This is a genomic window from Alcaligenes sp. Marseille-Q7550 (genome assembly GCF_965112015.1).
This window is the reverse complement of the sequence record NZ_CBCOPU010000003.1, coordinates 61,894-80,129: the sequence shown is the minus strand read 5'-3', so window position 1 is coordinate 80,129 and position 18,236 is coordinate 61,894. Positions and strand designations below refer to the sequence as shown.

At 65.2% G+C, this 18,236-nt stretch carries 13 protein-coding genes and 2 pseudogenes; 10 read left to right on the top strand and 5 right to left on the bottom strand.

From position 1 onward, the window contains the following. Positions 1-22: 22 nt before the first annotated feature. Together ACWPWO_RS16850 and metE are read right to left on the bottom strand one after the other, a co-directional pair. Positions 23-601, bottom strand: coding sequence for a DUF2889 domain-containing protein (locus tag ACWPWO_RS16850; RefSeq protein WP_454007574.1), 579 nt, complete (start codon positions 599-601; stop codon positions 23-25). Positions 602-853: 252 nt separating this feature from the next. After that, positions 854-3,148: pseudogene (gene metE, locus ACWPWO_RS16845) on the bottom strand (5-methyltetrahydropteroyltriglutamate--homocysteine S-methyltransferase). 117 nt (positions 3,149-3,265) lie between these two features. Between metE and ACWPWO_RS16840 the strand changes: the two are divergent. Continuing rightward, positions 3,266-4,186 (top strand): LysR family transcriptional regulator, encoded by a 921-nt coding sequence (locus ACWPWO_RS16840; protein WP_454007573.1) that lies wholly within the window; start codon positions 3,266-3,268, stop codon positions 4,184-4,186. A 36-nt stretch (positions 4,187-4,222) separates the two neighbouring features. Here ACWPWO_RS16840 and recX read toward each other — a convergent pair whose 3' ends face one another. Continuing rightward, positions 4,223-4,858: a recombination regulator RecX gene (gene recX, locus ACWPWO_RS16835; protein ID WP_454007572.1), complete on the bottom strand. Its 636-nt coding sequence runs from the start codon at positions 4,856-4,858 to the stop codon at positions 4,223-4,225. Continuing rightward, positions 4,855-5,935, bottom strand: a pseudogene (gene recA, locus ACWPWO_RS16830) (recombinase RecA). The gene recX and the pseudogene recA overlap by 4 nt, the downstream one beginning before the upstream one ends. Before the next feature lie 213 nt (positions 5,936-6,148). Here recA and ACWPWO_RS16825 point away from each other — a divergent pair. The 4 genes from ACWPWO_RS16825 (at position 6,149) to ACWPWO_RS16810 (ending at position 11,067) form a co-directional block, all read left to right on the top strand. Beyond that, the gene (locus ACWPWO_RS16825) at positions 6,149-6,838 is read left to right on the top strand and encodes a response regulator (RefSeq protein ID WP_394060112.1); all 690 of its coding nucleotides are present in this window, start codon (positions 6,149-6,151) and stop codon (positions 6,836-6,838) included. A 9-nt stretch (positions 6,839-6,847) separates the two neighbouring features. Next, positions 6,848-8,323: a sensor histidine kinase N-terminal domain-containing protein gene (locus ACWPWO_RS16820; protein WP_454007571.1), complete on the top strand. Its 1,476-nt coding sequence runs from the start codon at positions 6,848-6,850 to the stop codon at positions 8,321-8,323. A gap of 111 nt (positions 8,324-8,434) precedes the next feature. After that, a complete protein-coding gene (locus ACWPWO_RS16815; RefSeq protein WP_454007809.1) occupies positions 8,435-10,012 on the top strand; it encodes an MFS transporter in 1,578 nt (525 codons plus the stop codon). Positions 10,013-10,167: 155 nt separating this feature from the next. Next, positions 10,168-11,067, top strand: a complete 900-nt coding sequence (locus ACWPWO_RS16810) for a recombination-associated protein RdgC (protein WP_454007570.1) — start codon at positions 10,168-10,170, stop codon at positions 11,065-11,067. A gap of 16 nt (positions 11,068-11,083) precedes the next feature. Here the strand turns inward: ACWPWO_RS16810 and ACWPWO_RS16805 are convergent, their stop codons facing one another. Further along, positions 11,084-12,133, bottom strand: a complete 1,050-nt coding sequence (locus ACWPWO_RS16805; protein ID WP_454007569.1) for an AraC family transcriptional regulator ligand-binding domain-containing protein — start codon at positions 12,131-12,133, stop codon at positions 11,084-11,086. Positions 12,134-12,245: 112 nt separating this feature from the next. Here ACWPWO_RS16805 and ACWPWO_RS16800 point away from each other — a divergent pair, with 112 nt between their 5' ends. From ACWPWO_RS16800 to ACWPWO_RS16780, 5 genes are all read left to right on the top strand, one after another. Then, complete coding sequence (locus ACWPWO_RS16800; RefSeq protein WP_454007568.1) at positions 12,246-13,853, top strand: long-chain-fatty-acid--CoA ligase; 1,608 nt, start codon at positions 12,246-12,248, stop codon at positions 13,851-13,853. 43 nt (positions 13,854-13,896) lie between these two features. Beyond that, complete coding sequence (locus ACWPWO_RS16795) at positions 13,897-14,691, top strand: crotonase/enoyl-CoA hydratase family protein (protein WP_454007567.1); 795 nt, start codon at positions 13,897-13,899, stop codon at positions 14,689-14,691. A gap of 52 nt (positions 14,692-14,743) precedes the next feature. Further along, positions 14,744-15,061, top strand: coding sequence for a DUF485 domain-containing protein (locus ACWPWO_RS16790; RefSeq protein ID WP_454007566.1), 318 nt, complete (start codon positions 14,744-14,746; stop codon positions 15,059-15,061). Further along, positions 15,058-16,626, top strand: coding sequence for a sodium:solute symporter family transporter (locus tag ACWPWO_RS16785; RefSeq protein WP_454007565.1), 1,569 nt, complete (start codon positions 15,058-15,060; stop codon positions 16,624-16,626). The genes ACWPWO_RS16790 and ACWPWO_RS16785 overlap by 4 nt, the downstream gene beginning before the upstream one ends. Positions 16,627-16,692: 66 nt before the next feature. Then, on the top strand, positions 16,693-18,213 hold the full coding sequence (locus tag ACWPWO_RS16780) for a CoA-acylating methylmalonate-semialdehyde dehydrogenase (protein ID WP_454007564.1): 1,521 nt from the start codon (positions 16,693-16,695) through the stop codon (positions 18,211-18,213). Positions 18,214-18,236: the final 23 nt, after the last annotated feature.

The window sequence follows — 18,236 nt, the reverse complement described above, 5'->3', positions numbered from 1 at the left end:
CGGGACCTGAACAAACCAGAAACTATGAATCCCGGGCCGGCGCATCCGGCCTGTACCAAACGGGATAGAACTCCTTGACCACCGGGCCGTTCAGGCGCAGGGCGTGGCAGCCGTCCAGGTGGAAGGGCTGCTTGTCGGTTCGGTGGATTTCCGATTCGCCGCTGCTGCGCCGCCGCCCCGCCATGGTCTGCACGGCGGCGGTGGGCAGCACCTGGGCCAGTTCGCTCAAGTGCGTACAGCCGGCCGAGCGCGCCAGGCGCTCCTTGACCCGTTGACGAAACTGCTTGAGCAGGTTCAGGCCGACCAACTGGGCATAGGCGCCGGCGATGGACGAGCAGTTCTGCCCGTAGGGCGCCGCATCGTACACCGCCAGGGCGTCGGTGATGGTGAAGTCGCTATCGATGGTGATGCGCAAGTGCATGTGATGAACGGGATCGCCCGCCTTGTGGATCTGGCCGTCGCGAATGGGGAAATCATAGGACTTCACATCGATCAGCTCGGCTTCCAGATCCCACAGGCCATCTTCCCGGATGAATGACTCCACCTTGATGGTGCGAGTATGCAGCGGTTCACGGGCGACGGACGGCTTGGGCAAAGGCATTTATACGTTCAAGGGCACAGGGTTGAAACGGGCTAAGTATAACGCACCTCGTATTGTCCGTATCAGCCTCTTACATAATAGGAGCGCACACTCCAGACCGTTCATACCCGTTTTTTTATGAGCCTTTCCCTTTATATATGAAATTTCGAGCCTAAAAAAACGACCGCCGTCAAGGCGGTCGTCCAGGCGTGCGGCCAGGCGGCGGACGATACCCGCGCAATGCGAGGTCCGACCGCCAGACGGACACTGGCTTCAGGCGCTGGCGCGCAAGGTCTTGGCGGCCTGCACCATGGCCAGCAAGGAAGCCTCGGTCTCGGGCCAGCCGCGGGTCTTCAGGCCGCAGTCCGGATTCACCCACAGGCGCTCGGCGGGCAGGCGCTTGGCGGCCTCGCCCATCAGGCGCACCATCCAGCCCGTCTCCGGCACATTGGGCGAGTGAATGTCGTACACGCCGGGGCCTATGTCGTTCGGGTACTCGAAATTCTCGAAGGCCTCCAGCAGCAGCATGTTGGAGCGCGAGGTCTCGATCGTGATCACGTCCGCGTCCATGGCCGCAATGGATTACATGATGTCGTTGAACTCCGAATAGCACATATGGGTGTGGATCTGCGTGTCATCGGCCACGGCGCTGGTGGACAGGCGGAAGCAATCCACGGCCCAATCCAGATACTGCCGCCAGTCGCCTTTGCGCAGCGGCAAGCCCTCGCGGAAGGCGGGTTCGTCGATCTGGATGACATGGATGCCGGCCTTCTCAAGGTCCGAGACCTCGTCGCGCAAGGCCAGGGCGAGCTGGCGGCAGGTGTCGGCGCGCGGCTGGTCGTCGCGCACGAAGGACCATTGCAGCATGGTGACCGGGCCGGTCAGCATGCCCTTGACGGGCAGCTCGGTCAGGGACTGGGCGTAGGCGGACCAGGCCACGCTCATGGGGGCTGGACGCACCACGTCGCCAAAGATGATGGGCGGCTTCACGCAGCGCGAACCATAGCTCTGCACCCAGCCGTTCTGCGTGAAGGCAAAGCCGCCCAGCAGTTCGCCGAAGTACTCCACCATGTCGTTACGCTCGGCTTCGCCGTGCACCAGCACGTCCAGGCCGATACGCTCCTGGAAACGGATCACCTGCTCGATCTCGGCCTGCATGGCCTTCTCGTAGGCGGCGTCGCTCAGGGAGCCGTTGCGCCAGTCGCGGCGGGCCGTGCGGATTTCCGTGGTCTGCGGGAAGGAGCCGATGGTGGTCGTGGGATAGGCAGGCAGATTCAGTTTCTCACGCTGGGCCTGGATGCGCTTTGCAAAAGGAGCACGCTCGCGCCGCACCTGGGCGATCTCTTCCATGCGGGCCTGAACGGCGGGGATGCGGGTACGGCCGGAGCTGCGGCGGCTTTGCAGCGCGGCGCGCTGGGCCTGCACGTCCTGCTCGCCTTGCGCATCCAGCGAACCGTTCAACAAGCCTTCGAGCAACTTGAGCTCATCGAGCTTCTGCACGGCGAAGGACAGCCAGCTCTTGAGCTCCGCATCCAGGCCGGTCTCCCCGTCCAGGTCCACGGGGACATGCAGCAGCGAGCAGGATGGCGCGATCCACAGGCGCTCGCCCAGGGCGGCCTGCAAGGGCTTGAGCAGTTCGACCGCCTTGTCCAGTTCGGTGCGCCAGATATTGCGGCCGGAAATGACGCCGGCGGACAGCACCTGGTCGACACCGAGCACGGCCTGGACAGCCTGCAGGGCCGCGGGCGCACGCACGCCGTCCACATGGACGCCGGCCACGGGCAGGTCCTTGAGCAAGGCGACATTCTCGCGCAGATCATCGAAATACGTGGCCAGCAGCACGCGCAGCCCGGACTGGTTCAAGTTCTGGTAGACGCGGCGGAAGGCGTCCCGCCAGGCTTGCGGCAGGTCCAGCACCAGGATCGGCTCATCGATCTGCACCCATTGCACGCCTTGCGCCTGGAAGCGCGCCAGCACCTGTTCGTAGACCGGCAGCAAAGCCTGCAGCAACTCCAGCTTGCGCTCGTCCGACAGGCCTTCGTAGGCGTCGCCCTTGCCCAGCCACAGCCAGGTCAGGGGCCCGGGGATCACCGGTTTGACGGCATGGCCCAGGGCCTGGGCCTCTTCGACCTGCTCGAACAGGAAGTCGCGGGCGATGCGGAAGGTCTGGCCGGGCGCCAGCTCGGGCACGATGTAGTGGTAATTGGTGTCGAACCACTTGGTCATTTCGCAAGCGGCGGCGGGCGTGCCGCTGGGCGCGCGACCGCGGGCCATGCGGAACAGCGTATCCAGGGAAACGGGAGCATCGTCGGCCTGGCCGAAGCGGGCCGGCACCACGCCCAGCACGGTGCTCCATTCCAGGATCTGGTCGTACCAGGCGAAGTCGCCCACGGGGATCAGGTCCAGTCCGGCCCGGGCCTGGATGTCCCAATGGCGGGCGCGCAACTGCTTGCCGGTCTCCAGCAATTCTTCCTGGCTCGCCTTGCCAGCCCAATACGATTCCAGAGCGCGTTTGAGTTCGCGCTGCTTGCCCATGCGCGGAAAACCCAAATTATGAATAATTGTCATGATATACCCAAAAATAATAATCGGAGAGCCCAGTTTCGGCGTCTGGAGGGTATTGTGCCTGTACAATTGATTGAAAAAAAATCAAATGCACCATGTTAAACATGAGCTTTATTCAACATGCTTGAAATTCGACATCTGGAAACCTTGAGCGCCATCCGCGACAGCGGCAGCCTGCAGGAGGCCGCCGAACGGCTGCACGTCACGCAGTCGGCGCTCTCCCATCAGTTGCGCGACCTGGAAGTCAGACTGCAGGTGCAGTTGTTGAACCGGCGCACCCGCCCGGCGCGCCTGACAACCGCCGCCCTGCGCATCCTGACCTTGGCCGACGACATCCTGCCGCGCATCCGCGCTGCCGAACGAGACCTGCAGCGCCTGGCTGCCGGCCGGACCGGAAGACTGCACGAGGCCATAGACTGCCATTCCTGTTTTCAATGGCTGATGCCGGCGCTGGACGCGTTCCGCCAGCAATGGCCGGACGTCACGCTGGACCTGTCCGCCGCCTTTTCTTTCGCCCCCCTGCCCGCCCTGCTGCGCGGCGACCTGGACGTGGTGATCACCTCCGACCCGCAGGACGATGCCGACGTGCACTACGCGCCGCTGTTCCGCTACGAGCTGATCCTGGCCGTGGCCAGCCAGCATCCGCTCGCCCAGTACCGTTATGTGGAGCCGGTGCAACTGGCCGACCAGGTGCTGATCACCTACCCCGTCGAGCGCAGCCGGCTGGATGTCTTCACACAGTTTCTGGAGCCTGCGGACGTAGAACCGGCCGCCGTACGCCAGGCGGAACTTACGCCCATGATCGTGCAGCTGGTGGCCAGCCAGCGCGGCGTGACCGCCCTGCCCAACTGGGCGCTGACGGAATTCCTGAACCAGGGATGGCTGCGCACCTGCCGCCTGGGCGAGCAAGGCGTATGGCGCACCTTGTATGCCGCGGTGCGCAGCGAAGATCTTCAAGCGGATTATGTACAGGCCTTCCTGAAGCAGGCGCGCGAAACGTGCTTCAAGACCTTGCAGGGGATCGTGGCCGCCCAGGCCTGAAAGCCGGCCGGCAATGGGGCCCGGCAGCAGAATGCGCTAGGCGGGATCGTCCTCCCAGTCGCCCAGGATCTGCTGCAGGATGCGCCCCGAAAAGCCGCGGCTGGCCATGAAGCGATATTGCTTGGCATAGGCGCGAGCGTCTTCAGGCGGCGCGCTGAACTTCTTGGCCCACACCTGGCGGGCGCGCTCCAGTTCCGTGGCCGCCAGCTCTTCCTTGATGGTTTCAGTCTGCGCGGCATCCAGGCCGTGCTGGCGCAATTCCTGCAGAATGACGCGCGCGCCCACGCGGGAAGCACGGCGATTGACCAGGCTTTGGGCGAAACGCTCGTCGGACAGCCATTTCTGCGCCGTGAGCTCGTCCAGCAAGGCTTCCAGTTGTTCCGGACTGTCGGCATGCGCCGAGAGCTTGCGCCCCAGCTCCAGGCGTGAGTATTCGCGCCGCGACAGGTAGTTCAAGGCGCGTGCCTTGAGCGAAGGCCCTGCCCGCTTGGGCGCCGCCGAAAGGGATTCGAAATCCTGAGGGGAGTCGCCCGCCACCTTCGCAGGACTGGTACGAACGCGCGGGTTCGGAGAAAGCGAAGCCGAATTTGAGCGCTGGCGCTGCCGGCGCTCCTGGACTTCCTCGGGGTCGGTTTCGAAGGGTTCGTCGTCGAACCCGCCCGGGTAGATCAAGCTTGGTCTTCAGGCGTGACGGAGGCTTCCGCGCTGGCTGAGCGGGGTGCAGCCGCCGCCATGGGAGCCACGCCCAGTTTTTCGCGCACCTTGTTTTCGATCTCGCGGGCAAGCTCGGGGCGCTCTTTCAGGAATTCGCGCACATTGTCCTTGCCCTGGCCGATGCGGTTGCCGTCGTAGCTGTACCAGGCGCCTGCCTTGTCCACCACGCCGGTCTGCACGCCCAGGTCGATGATCTCGCCTTCGCGGGAAATGCCGCTGCCGTACATGATGTCGAATTCGGTCTGCTTGAAGGGGGGCCACCTTGTTCTTGACGACCTTGACGCGGGTTTCGTTGCCGATCATTTCCTCGCCGCGCTTGATGGAGCCGATGCGGCGGATGTCCAGGCGCACGGACGAATAGAACTTGAGCGCGTTGCCGCCGGTGGTGGTCTCGGGGTTGCCGAACATGACGCCGATCTTCATGCGGATCTGGTTGATGAAGATGACCATGCAGTTGGCGCGCTTGATGGTGGCGGTGAGCTTGCGCAGGGCCTGGCTCATCAGGCGGGCCTGCAGGCCGGGCAAGGCGTCGCCCATGTCGCCTTCGATTTCGGCCTTGGGCGTGAGGGCCGCCACCGAGTCGATGACGATGAGGTCGACAGAACCGGAGCGTACCAGGGCTTCGGTGATTTCAAGGGCCTGTTCGCCGGTGTCGGGCTGGGAGATGAGCAGGTCGCCCAGGTTCACGCCCAGCTTCTGGGCGTACTGCACGTCCAGGGCGTGTTCGGCGTCGATGAAGGCGCAGGTGCCATTGAGCTTCTGCATTTCGGCGATGACCTGCAGGGTGAGCGTGGTCTTGCCGGAGGATTCGGGTCCATAGATTTCGATGACGCGACCGCGCGGCAGGCCGCCGACCCCCAGGGCGATGTCCAGGCCCAGCGACCCCGTGGAGACGACCTGGATGTCGTGCTCGACGCTGTCGTCGCCATAACGCATGATGGAGCCCTTGCCAAACTGCTTTTCGATCTGCGAAAGGGCGGCCGCCAGCGCTTTTGAACGTTCCGAGGCCACTGCTTTGCTGTTTTTGTCGTCCATGAAGAATCCTTGACTATGGAATTGCGCCACGATGGGCAGGCACGGCAATGTAAAACTTAAAGCCAAACTTAATTATTGCATCAAATTATACTGTATATATAACCAGATATCCACAAAAGTCGCACAACGTCCATCGTTATCCCCTAATGACCTTCGCGCAAGCCCTGTGCAACAATATAAAACAGCTTTTAAAACACGGATTTAACCAGGGACATGCGCATACTCATAGCCGAAGACGACAGTATTCTCGCCGATGGACTTTCCCGCTCCCTGCGCTACGAGGGCTATGCCGTGGACGTGGTGCACGATGGCGAGAGCGCCGACTCCGCTCTGCAACTGCAAAGTTTCGACCTGCTGATCCTGGACCTGGACCTGCCCAAGAAGCACGGCCTGGCCGTGCTGCAGTCCATACGCCAGCGCCAGGACAGCCTGCCCGTGCTCATCCTGACCGCCAGCGACACGGTGGAGCAGCGGGTGCGCGGCCTGGATCTGGGCGCGGACGATTACATGTCCAAGCCCTTCGCCCTGACCGAACTGGAGGCCCGCGTGCGCGCCCTGACGCGGCGCAGCACCGGCACCAGCAGCGCCATGCTGCACCACAAGCGCCTGAGCTTTGACCTGAAGGGCCGGGTGGCCTACATAGACAGCCAGCCCCTGGAGCTGTCGGCGCGCGAAACCAGCCTGCTGGAGATCTTCCTGTCGCGCAGCGGCCGCATGATCAGCAAGAACCAGTTCGTGGACCTGTTGTGCGAATGGGGCGAGGAAGTCACTCCCAATGCCATCGAGGTCTATATCCACCGCCTGCGCAAGAAGCTGGAGCCCAGCGGAGTGCGCATCATGACCGTACGCGGCCTGGGCTACTGCCTGGAGCCCGAGAAGCTGCGGGAAGACGCGCCCGCCTGAAGGCCGTCCATGCATTCCCAGCCCCAGTCCGCCCGCCAGGACGCCCCCGACCGGGCCGCGCGCTTCCGCAAGGCGCCGGCCAGGCCGGCGCAACGCACCCTGATCCACAAGATCATGCTGTGGATATTCGGCCCGCTGTTCCTGCTGTGGACCATAGGCATCGTCATCACCTATTTCATCGCTCAGCACATCGCCAATTCGCCCTACGACCGCACGCTGCGCGATCACCTGGACCTGCTGCGCCACGAGATCAGCCAGCAGGACGTACACGGGCGGGTCGAACTGTCCGCCTCGGCCAACACCATTCTGCGCCTGGGCAGCGACACGCCCACGCTCTGGCAGATCCGGGACGCCAACGGCGATCCCCTGGCCGGCAACGCCGCCCTGCCCCTGCCCGACAGCTGGGACTATGAAAACAATGTCCTGCGCTACCGGGACGTCGAGATGGACGGCCAGAGCCTGCGCCTGGCCTATGTCTGGGGCGGGCGGGACAGGCTGAACACGCCTTTTCTGGCCATTGTGGCCGAGACCAACCAGCATCGTTCGGTGCTGCACCGGGAGATCCTGATCGGCATGCTGACGCCCCAGTTCATCCTGGTGCCCCTGGCCGCCATGCTGGCCGGCCTGGGGCTCACGCACGGCCTGGAGCCGCTGAACCTGCTGCAGGCCCGGCTGCGGGCCCGCGCGCCCGGGGATCTCTCGCCCGTGGACCGCGACCAGGCGCCGGCGGAGATCGTGCCCCTGATCGACGCCATGAACGGGCTGCTGGAGCGCCAGGCGCAGTATTCCGCCGCGCAGCGGCGCTGCGTGGCCAATGCGGCGCATCAGTTGAAAACGCCGCTGGCCGGCATCCGGACCCAGGCGGAAGTGGCGCTGCGCGAACACGACCCCGTCCAGAGCGAAGCCAGCCTGCGCCAACTGGTGCGCGGCACCGAGCGCGCCACGCGGCTGGTCACCCAGATGCTGGCCCTGGCGCGGGCCGAAAGCGGCGATGCGCTGCGCGCGCCTCTCTCGCAGGCCATCGAGCTGAACACCCTGGCCGAACAGCACATCGCCCAATGGGTGCCGCGCGCCCTGCAGATGGGCCTGGACCTGGGCCTGGAAAGCGCCGGGCAGCCCGTGGGGCTGCCGGCAGACGGCGTGATGGCGGGCGAGCTGCTGAACAATCTGCTGGACAACGCCCTGATCTACACGCCGGCCGGCGGCTGGGTGACCGTGCGCACAGGCCGGGATCAAGAGCATGGCTGGCTGGAGATCGAGGACAACGGTCCGGGCATCGCGCCGGAACATCAGTCGCGCGTCTTCGACCGCTTCTACCGCATCATGGGCAACCAGGCCGACGGCAGCGGGCTGGGACTGGCCATCGTGCGCGAGATCGCGGACATCCATGACGCAACCATCGAGTTTCTGCCGCTGAGCGCCGGCCAGGCCAGCGGCACACGCCTGCGGGCCAGCTTCCCGCTGAACCCGCCACGGAGAGCCTGACGCATGCCGCCGACGATCGCCAGACACGCCCTGGACGCCGCGCCCCGCGCCGCCCGCGGCAAACTCGACGCCCAGGGGCGCAAAGTCATATTCGCCTCCTCGCTGGGCACCATGTTCGAGTGGTACGACTTCTACCTCTACGGCTCCATGGCCGCCATCCTGGCGCAGCATTTCTTTTCGGCGGTCAATCCGACCGCGGGCTTCATCTTCGCCCTGCTCGCCTTTGCCGCCGGCTTTGCCGTGCGTCCGTTCGGCGCCCTGTTGTTCGGCCGCATTGGCGATCGCGTGGGCCGCAAGTACACGTTCCTTGTCACCATCCTGCTAATGGGACTGTCCACTTTCCTGGTCGGCGTGCTGCCCAACTACGAAGCCATCGGCATCGCGGCCCCCATCATTCTGATCGTGCTGCGCCTGTTGCAGGGACTGGCCCTGGGCGGCGAATACGGCGGCGCCGCCACCTATGTCGCCGAGTACGCGCCCCAGCACCGGCGCGGCTTCTACACCAGCTGGATCCAGACCACGGCCTCGGTCGGCCTGCTGCTGTCGCTGGTGGTCATCATGAGCATACGCAGCGCCCTGGGCGAGGAAGCCTTCGTGGCCTGGGGCTGGCGCATCCCCTTCCTGATCTCGGTGCTGCTGCTGGGCATCTCGGTCTGGATACGCATGAACCTGGAAGAGTCGCCCGCCTTCCAGCACATCAAGGAACAAGGCGCGCTGTCCAGTGCGCCCATCAGGGAATCATTCGGGCGCTGGAAGAACCTGCGCATCGCCTTGCTGGCGCTCTTCGGCCTGGCCGCCGGCCAGGGCGTGGTCTGGTATACGGGCCAGTTCTACGCTCTGTTCTTCATCACCCAGACCCTGGGCGTGGAAGCCAACCACGCGCAGACCATGATGGCCATCGCCCTGCTGCTGGCCACGCCCCTGTTCGTGCTGTTCGGCTGGCTGTCGGACCACATCGGCCGCAAGCCCATCATCCTGGCGGGCTGCCTGCTGGCGGCGCTGACCTACTATCCCGCCTTCAAGGGCTTGGCGCACTACGCCAATCCGGCCCTGGTGCAGGCGCAGCGGCAGGCGCCGGTGACCGTCATCGCCGACCCCGCCGCCTGTTCCTTCCAGTTCAACCCTGTGGGGACGCACTCCTTCACCAGCTCCTGCGACATCGTCAAGTCCTTCATGGCCAGCCATGCCGTCAGCTACAGCAACCAGGCGGGCGCGCCCGGCCAGGTGGCGCAGGTGCGCATCGGGACGCAGACCATAGACAGCTTCGAAGGCGCGGGCCTTGCGCGCGCGGAATTCGCGCGCCAGTCCAGGGAACTGAAGGCCCAACTGACCAGCGCCATCCGCCAGCACGGCTACCCGGAGCGGGCCGACCCGGAACACGTCGACACCGTCATGCTGATCCTGCTGCTGACCTATCTGGTCGGCCTGGTGACGGCCGTCTACGGCCCCATTGCCGCCATGCTGGTGGAGATGTTTCCCATCCGCATCCGCTACACGTCCATGAGCCTGCCCTACCACATCGGCAACGGCTGGTTCGGAGGGTTCCTGCCGCCATTGTCCTTCGCCATGATCGCCGCCTCGGGCAATATCTACGACGGCCTGTGGTATCCCATCATCATCTGCCTGCTCACCGTGGCCATAGGCCTGCCCTTCGTGCGCGAAACGCGCCACAACGACATCAATGCCTGACGCGCTCCGCGGCCCGCCCAAATGCAAACACGGGTAAACGGACGAGGACGCGTCCGGGCTTCTGCGCGTACAATCAACGCTTTGCCTTGCGGCGGGGTCCGCTTCCAGCGGGCAAACCCCGGCCTTCTCTGTCCTGTCTACCTATCCTAGTGTCCATGTGGTTCAAGAATCTACGCATCTATCGCCTCTCCCCCGATTGGAAATGTTCCGCCCAGGAATTGGAAAACGCACTGGCCAAGCATCGCTTCACGCCTGGCTCCAGCCAGGAGCCGCTGAGCCTGGGCTGGGTCAGCCCGCGTGACAACGACGCCCTGGTGCATGCGGTCGAGGGCCAGTACCTGATCGCCCTGCGCGCCGAAAAGAAGCTGCTGCCGACCGCCGTCATCAACCAGGTCGCCCGCGAAAAGGCGCGCGACATCGAAGAGCAGCAAGGCTACAAGCCCGGCCGCAAGCAGATGAAGGAAATCAAGGAGCAGGTCATCACCGAGCTGATGCCGCGCGCCTTTGCCGTGTCCCGCGACACCCGCGTGTGGCTGGATACCCGCAACCACTGGCTGGCCATCGACGCGGCGGCCACCGCCAAGAGCGACGAAGTGCTGGGGCTGCTTGCCAAGAGCGTAGAGCCTTTTCCCGCCCTGCCCCTGTACACGGAGCTGTCGCCCGGCTCGGTCATGACCTCCTGGCTGATCGACAATGACCCGCCGGCCAACTTCACCATAGACCAGGACACCGAGCTGCGCTCGACCGGCGACAGCGGCGCGGCCGTGCGCTATGTCAAGCAGAGCGTGGACATCGAGGAAGTGCGCAAGCACGTGCAGGCCGGCAAGCAGTGCACGCGCCTGGCCCTGACCTGGGCCGAGCGCATCAGCTTCGTGCTGACCGACGCCCTGGACATCAAGCGCGTCAGCCCGCTGGACATCCTGCCTGAAAAACAGGATGCCACCGCCGTCAACGACGACGAGATCTTCGATGCCGACATGACGCTGATGACGGCCGAGCTGGCCAATCTGATCGCCGACCTGGTCGGCGTGCTGGGCGGCGAGCGCAAATCCTGATCCCTGCGGCGCCAGGTCAGCCCAGCTCCCGCTGGGCTGTCCGATACACGCCCGGCGTCATCCCCGTCCAATGCCGGAAAGCGCGATGAAAGGTCGCCGGCGAACTGAACTTCAGCGCATAGGCGATCTCGGCCAGCGACACTTCCCGGCGCGCCAGATAGAAAATGGCCAGGTCCCGGCGCAACTCGTCCTTGATGCCCTGGAACGACAGCCCCTCCCCGCCCAGCCTGCGTATCAGCGTACGCGGCGACATATGCAGCTTCCCGGATACTTCTTCCAGCGTGCGCCCCAGATCGGCATGCAAGAGCTCGCGCACTTTCAGGCGCAAGGCGTGCTCGCGATACGAGGTGAAGATCCAGTCGCGCGGCGCCCTCTCAAGGAACAGGCGCGCATCGGCCTGGCTGCGTTCGGGGCGGATGGGGCCCAGCTCGGCGCGAAACAGAATCTGCGAGCGCCTTGCATCGAACTGCATAGGCGCGGGGAACAGGATCGAGTAATCGGCCGCGAACGGCGGCCGCCCGAAGGCAAGCGCCACCTCCTGCACCGGAGCCTCGCGGCCGACCAGCCAGGAGACGATGCCGTGCGTCAGCTTCAGCATCAGGGCGTGCCCGAAACGGTTGACCGCGGCCCGTTCGCGGCGCGGCACCAGCATGACGCCCAGCGTCTGGCCCGATTGGACCAGGCTCAGGCTGTAGTCGTCCAGCAGCAGATTCCAGAACTGCGTGAAGCGATATAGCGCCACGTCGATGGCCGGCGCATCCCGGACAGCCCGCACGATGTACTTCAAGGACCCCGAACGGATGGGCCGGCTCCACAAGCCCATCATCTCATCGCCCGTGGCCCGCGCGCCCTCCTGATAAAGACGCACCAGCTGGTCGCGGGTCAGCCGGGAAACAGGCCGGTCCATGAAATCCTTGACGATGCCGGCCTGTCTCAGGCAATGATCCAGGACAGGCTCGGCGCACACGGCCCGCAAACTGGACAACCAATCCTGCACCAGATCCAGCGACACCGTCGCGGCGCTCACGTCCGCGGCATCGGCGCTGCCGACGACCATCATGTCCATGTCTCTCCCAAACAGAATATTGTCAGTTTTTGCATATGCAGCGTCGCAATTGGCAATTGGGCTCGTTAGCGAAGCAGCCTATGCTCCAACCATACAACAAGGAGACCTTGCCATGGCGCCAGCCGCAAACATGATGCGCATGCCCTTGCTCATCAGCTCCATTCTCACACATGCCGCAGAAAACAACCCCGCCCAGGAAATCATCACGGCCCTGGACCAGGGCGAACTGCATGTCTGCACGTATCGGGAATTCGCGCAACGGGTCCAGGCGCTGGCGCGGGGCATGGCGCTGCGGGGCCTGGAACCAGGCGACCGCGTGGCGACATTGGCATGGAATACCTGCCGCCACCTGGAAATCTACTATGCCACGGCCGGCATGGGCGCCATCTGCCACACCGTCAATCCCCGTCTGACGCGCGAGCAGATTGCCTTCATCATCAACGACGCCCAGGATGCGGCGCTGTTCTACGACGATCATTTCAGCGAGCTGGCGGCCTACCTGCAGGAACGCTGCCCCAGCGTCCGGCACTGGGTGCGCATGGGCGCCGCCCGCCAGGACGCGCCGGACGAGGACTATGAAACCTGGCTGGCCCAGGACGCCGCCGGGTTCCAGTGGCCCGAATTCGACGAGAACACCGCCTGCGGCCTGTGCTACACCTCCGGCACCACCGGGGAGCCCAAAGGCGCGCTGTACTCGCACCGCTCCACCGTGCTGCATGCCTATGCGTCATGCCATCCCAACGCGCTGTCCATCTCCGGCAACGATACCGTCATGCCGCTGGTGCCGATGTTTCACGTCAATGCCTGGGGCCTGCCCTATTCCGCCCTGCTGTCCGGCGCCCGGATCGTGCTGCCCGGCGCCGGCATGCAGGGCAATCGCCTGTACGAACTGTGCGAGCGCACCGGCGTCACCCTGTCGGCGGGCGTGCCCACGGTATGGAAGAACGTGCTCGACCACGTCCAGGAGAAGGGTCTGGCATTCAGCACGCTGCGGCGCATCGTGATCGGCGGCGCCGCCTGCCCGCCCCACATGATCGCTTCCTTTGCGCAACGCAAGGTGGCGGTGCGCCACGCATGGGGCATGACCGAGACCTCCCCCCTGGGGACGGTCTGCCAACTGCTGCCCCGGCACGAAGCGCTGCCCGACGAGGAAAAACAGCACATGCTGACCTCCCAGGGGCGGGCGCTCTTTGGCGTGCGCTTCAAGATCGTCGACGACCAGGGACGCAAGCTGCCGCATGACGGCCACAGCACCGGGCATCTTATGGTTCAGGGCAACTGGGTCATCGCGCGCTACTACGGAAAGATGCAGGACGCGACCGAGGACGGCTGGTTCCGCACCGGCGACGTGGGCTCCATCGATGCGGACGGTTACCTGCGCATCACGGACAGGAGCAAGGATGTCATCAAATCGGGCGGCGAATGGATCTCGTCCATCGAGATCGAGAACATCGCGATGGAAGAACCGCGGATCGAGCTGGCGGCCTGCGTCGCGGACGCGGATGAAAAATGGGGCGAACGCCCTGTCCTGTTCGTGGTTCCGAAACCGAGCGCCGGGCTGAGCGAAGCCCACGTGCTCGCACGCTACGAAGGGCGGGTCGCCAAGTGGTCCTGCCCGGATCGGGTCGTATTCATCGACGAGATGCCCATGACCGCCACGGGAAAAATCCAGAAATCCGCGCTGCGCCAATGGCTGGCGGACAAAGCCGCGCCGCGCTAGCGCCTGTCGGCGCGCACCCTTTCCCCATTCTAGGAGTTTGATTATGGCAGCACCCTTCCTGCTCACGACCGAGCTGGACGACATCGGTATCGTCACGCTGAACAAGGCGCACAAGCGCAACGCGCTGGACGAAGAAGCCATCGCCGAAATCGACGCGTACTTTTCCAACGTGCCCGAGCACATACGGGTCATTCTGATGAAGGCGCAGGGCGATCATTTCTGCGCCGGCCTGGACCTTAAGGAACACCACGACAAGGCGCGCAGCGCCGTCGATTTCCTGCGCGTCTGCCAGGGCTGGCACCGCGCCTTCGACAAGATCCAGCACGGAGGCATTCCCGTGATCGCCTGCCTGCAGGGCGCCGTCGTGGGCGGCGGCCTGGAGCTGGCCAGCGCCGCACACGTGCGGGTCGCCGACAAGAGCACCTTCTTCGCCTTGCCTGAAGGCACGCGCGGCATCTTCACCGGCGGAGGCGCCACGGTGCGCACCGCCAAGATCATCTCGGCCAACCGCATGGTGGAGCTGATGCTGACCGGCCGGGTGCTGGACGCGCACGAAGGCGAGCGCCTGGGCCTGGCCCACTACGTCTGCAACACCGAGGCCAACCCCAAGTCCGCGTACGAGCTCGGCCTGGAGCTCGCGCAGCGCATTGCCGGCAATGCGGTCCTGTCGAACTACGCCATCGTCAGTTCGATCAGCCGCATTGGCGACATGGCCGCCACCGAAGGGCTTTTCACTGAGGGCCTGATGGCGGCCGTTGTACAGACCGGGCGGGACGTGCAGGAGCGCCTGGGCGAGTTCGTGAACAAGAAAGCCCATAAAGTGAGGCCGACCTCCTGATTGCAGGCCGGGCGGACATGGGCGACCAACAGAACAAGGACGGAGACAAACCATGCTGTCGAACGAAGAAATCTGCCGGCGCCTGTCCGGCCTGCCCGAGTACGAACGGCTCAAGTCGCAGCGCCGGCGCCTGGCGTTTGCCTGCGCCGGCCTTTGCCTAGGCCTGCGCGCCGGCTTCATCCTGGCCGCCGTACTCTGGCCCGCCGCGCTGGCGCACCCGCTCAACGACCAGGGGACCGTCACCAGCGGGCTGCTGTACGCCGTTGGGCTGATCCTGCTGTCCTGGCTGCTGACGGGCGCCTACATCCACGTGGCCAATTCGCGCTTCGATCCCATGCGCGATCGCCTGCTGGCACAGGTGCGGCCATGAACACGCAAGCCATCCTGATCTTCGCCGGCTTCGTGCTGGTCACCCTGGGGATCACCTACTGGGCCTCGCTCAGGACCCGCTCCAGCTCCGACTTCTACACCGCGGGCGGCGGCATCACGGGCACCCAGAACGGGCTGGCCATCGTGGGCGACTACATGTCCGCCGCCACGCTGCTGGGCATCTCCTCCCTGGCATTCTCCAACGGGTTCGACTCCCTGATCTATGCCGTGTGCGCCTTCATGGGCTGGCCCATCGTCATGTTCCTGATCGCCGAACGGCTGCGCAACCTGGGCCGCTACACGCTCAGCGACATCGTCTCCTACCGGCTCGATGAACGCAGCACCCGGATATTCACCGCGATCAGTTCGCTGACGGTGGTCCTGTTCTATCTGATCGTGCAGATGGTGGGCGCGGGCCAGCTGGTGCAGTTGCTGTTCGGCATCGATTATTCCTACGCCGTCATCGCGGTGGGCCTGCTGATGATGGTCTACGTCGTGCTCGGCGGCATGGTCGCCACGACCTGGGTGCAGATCATCAAGGCCGTGCTGATGCTGGGCAATGGCGTACTGATGGCCGTGCTGGCGCTGGGCTACTTCGACTTCGACTTTTCCGCCCTGGTGGCGGCCGCCTCGGAGCGGCACCCGGCCGGCGAAGCCATGAAGGGCCCCTGGAAGCTGATGGCGGACCCGTTCTCGGGCTTCTCGCTGGCCGTATCGCTGGTATTCGGCATTGCCGGCCTGCCCCACATCATGATGCTCTTCTTCACCGTGCCCGACGCGCGCGCAGCCCGTCAATCGGTATTCGTGGCGACGGGACTGATGGGCGTGTTCTTCGTGCTCATCTGTTTCCTGGGCCTGAGCGCCATGGCGATCCTGCCCGACTATCCCGCATTCTACGTCGACGGCAAGGTGGGCGGCCCCGTGCTGGGCGGCTCGAACATGCCCATCATGCACTTGGCCACGGCGCTGGGCGGCAACCTGCTGTTCGGCCTGCTGGCCGCGGTATCCTTCGCCACGATTCTCGCCGTGGTCAGCGGCCTGACGCTGGCGGGGGCTTCGGCCGCGGCGCACGACCTGTACGCCAAGGTGCTGCGGCGCGGCAATGTGTCCGCCGCGCAGGCCATGCTCGTGAACCGCCTGGCTTCGATCGGCATAGGGCTGGTCGCCATCGTCCTTGGCTTGCTGTTCCGCGACCAGAATGTGGCTTTTCTGGTGGCCCTGGCGTTCAGCATCGCGGCCTCCGCCAATTTTCCCGTGCTGCTCATGTCCATGTACTGGCGCGGGTTGACCACGCGCGGCGCGCTGGCCGGCGGCCTGGCGGGGCTGGGCGTGGCCCTGGCGCTGGTGATCCTGTCGCCCGCCGTCTGGGTGCGCATCTTCGGATTTTCCGCCGCCGTGTTCCCGTACGACTATCCGACGCTGATCTCCATGCCCCTGGCCTTTCTGACCATCGTGGCGGTGTCCGCCGCGGATCGCAGCCGCCGCGCCGCGCAGGACCGCGCCGGCTTCCCGGCGCAGGAAGCCCGGGCCGAGACGGCGGTCGGCATCGCGGCCGCTTCCCACTGAACCGGGCGGCCCCCTGCGGGCCGCCGCCCTTTTTGTTGCAACCCACCTGAGCAGGAGAGCTTCACCATGACAGACCCCAAGGTCCAGGAGATCGCCCACTACATCGGCGGCAGCCTCCAGGCCGGCGCCGGCGCCCGGACGCAGCCCATCTACAATCCCGCGAGCGGCCGGGTCGCCGGCCACGTGAGACTGGCCGACGCACAGGATGTCGACGATGCCGTCGCCTGCGCCAGGGCGGCCTTCCCCGCCTGGTCTGACATCCCGCCCGTGCGTCGCGCCCGCGTGCTGTTCAGATTCCTTGCCCTGCTGAACGAGCACAAGGACGCGCTGGCGGCGCTGATCACGGCCGAGCATGGCAAGGTCTTCTCCGACGCGCAGGGCGAGGTGACCCGCGGCATAGAGATTGTCGAATTCGCCTGCGGCATTCCGCAGCTCCTGAAAGGCGACTACACCGATCAGGTCAGCACGGGCATCGACAACTGGGCCCTGCGCCAGCCGCTAGGCGTGGTCGCCGGCATTACGCCCTTCAACTTTCCGGTCATGGTGCCCATGTGGATGTTTCCCGTGGCCATCGCGGCCGGCAACTGCTTCGTGCTCAAGCCCAGTCCCATAGACCCCAGCCCCAGCCTGTTCATCGCCGAGCTGCTCAAGCAGGCCGGCCTGCCCGACGGCGTGTTCAACGTCGTGCAAGGCGACAAGGAAGCAGTGGACGCCCTGGTCGAACATCCGGACGTGCAGGCCGTGTCCTTCGTCGGCTCCACGCCGATCGCCCAGCGCCTGTATGAAAAGGGCGCCGCCCGCGGCAAGCGCATCCAGGCCCTGGGAGGCGCCAAGAACCACCTGGTCGTGATGCCCGACGCCGGCCTGGATCTGGCGGTCGACGCCTTGGTCGGCGCGGCATACGGCTCGGCCGGCGAACGCTGCATGGCGGTGTCGGTCGCCGTGCTGGTGGGCGAGGCCGCCGATCGCATTCTCCCGGCCCTGGAATCACGCACCCGCGCCTTGAAAATCCGCAACGGCATGGATCCGCAGGCCGAGATGGGCCCCATCGTCACCCCGCAGGCGCATGCGCGCATCACCGAGCACATCGCCCAGGGCGTGCGCGAAGGCGCGCTGCTGCGGGTCGACGGCAGGGCTTTTGACGGCGCCCTGGCCGGCGAGGGTTGCCGGGACGGCTTCTGGCTGGGCGGCACCCTCTTCGATCATGTCACGCCCGACATGAGCATCTACAAGGAAGAGATCTTCGGGCCGGTCCTGTGCTGCGTGCGCGTGCCCGATCTGGCCGCCGCCATACAGTTGATCAACCGGCATGAATTCGGCAACGGCGTGGCCTGCTTCACGAGTGACGGCAATGTGGCGCGCGAGTTCGGCCGGCGCATCCAGGTGGGCATGGTAGGCATCAATGTGCCCATCCCCGTGCCCATGGCCTGGCACGGCTTCGGCGGCTGGAAGAAAAGCCTGTTCGGCGACATGCACGCCTATGGCGAGGAAGGCGTGCGCTTCTACACGCGGCAGAAGTCCATCATGCAGCGCTGGCCCGAAAGCATGGCCAAAGGAGCGGAATTCGTCATGCCTACGGCCAAGTAAGCAAAACGGCCCGCCGCGCCATG

Bases quoted from the DNA above. Each gene is read 5' to 3' on its own strand.
- ACWPWO_RS16820 (WP_454007571.1), top strand. From the start codon at position 6,848: ATGCATTCCCAGCCCCAGTCCGCCCGCCAGGACGCCCCCGACCGGGCC.
- ACWPWO_RS16785 (WP_454007565.1), top strand. From the start codon at position 15,058: ATGAACACGCAAGCCATCCTGATCTTCGCCGGCTTCGTGCTGGTCACC.
- ACWPWO_RS16805 (WP_454007569.1), bottom strand. From the start codon at position 12,133: ATGGACATGATGGTCGTCGGCAGCGCCGATGCCGCGGACGTGAGCGCC.
- ACWPWO_RS16810 (WP_454007570.1), top strand. From the start codon at position 10,168: ATGTGGTTCAAGAATCTACGCATCTATCGCCTCTCCCCCGATTGGAAA.
- ACWPWO_RS16840 (WP_454007573.1), top strand. From the start codon at position 3,266: ATGCTTGAAATTCGACATCTGGAAACCTTGAGCGCCATCCGCGACAGC.
- ACWPWO_RS16825 (WP_394060112.1), top strand. From the start codon at position 6,149: ATGCGCATACTCATAGCCGAAGACGACAGTATTCTCGCCGATGGACTT.
- ACWPWO_RS16780 (WP_454007564.1), top strand. From the start codon at position 16,693: ATGACAGACCCCAAGGTCCAGGAGATCGCCCACTACATCGGCGGCAGC.
- ACWPWO_RS16790 (WP_454007566.1), top strand. From the start codon at position 14,744: ATGCTGTCGAACGAAGAAATCTGCCGGCGCCTGTCCGGCCTGCCCGAG.
- ACWPWO_RS16800 (WP_454007568.1), top strand. From the start codon at position 12,246: ATGGCGCCAGCCGCAAACATGATGCGCATGCCCTTGCTCATCAGCTCC.
- ACWPWO_RS16850 (WP_454007574.1), bottom strand. From the start codon at position 601: ATGCCTTTGCCCAAGCCGTCCGTCGCCCGTGAACCGCTGCATACTCGC.
- ACWPWO_RS16795 (WP_454007567.1), top strand. From the start codon at position 13,897: ATGGCAGCACCCTTCCTGCTCACGACCGAGCTGGACGACATCGGTATC.
- ACWPWO_RS16815 (WP_454007809.1), top strand. From the start codon at position 8,435: ATGTTCGAGTGGTACGACTTCTACCTCTACGGCTCCATGGCCGCCATC.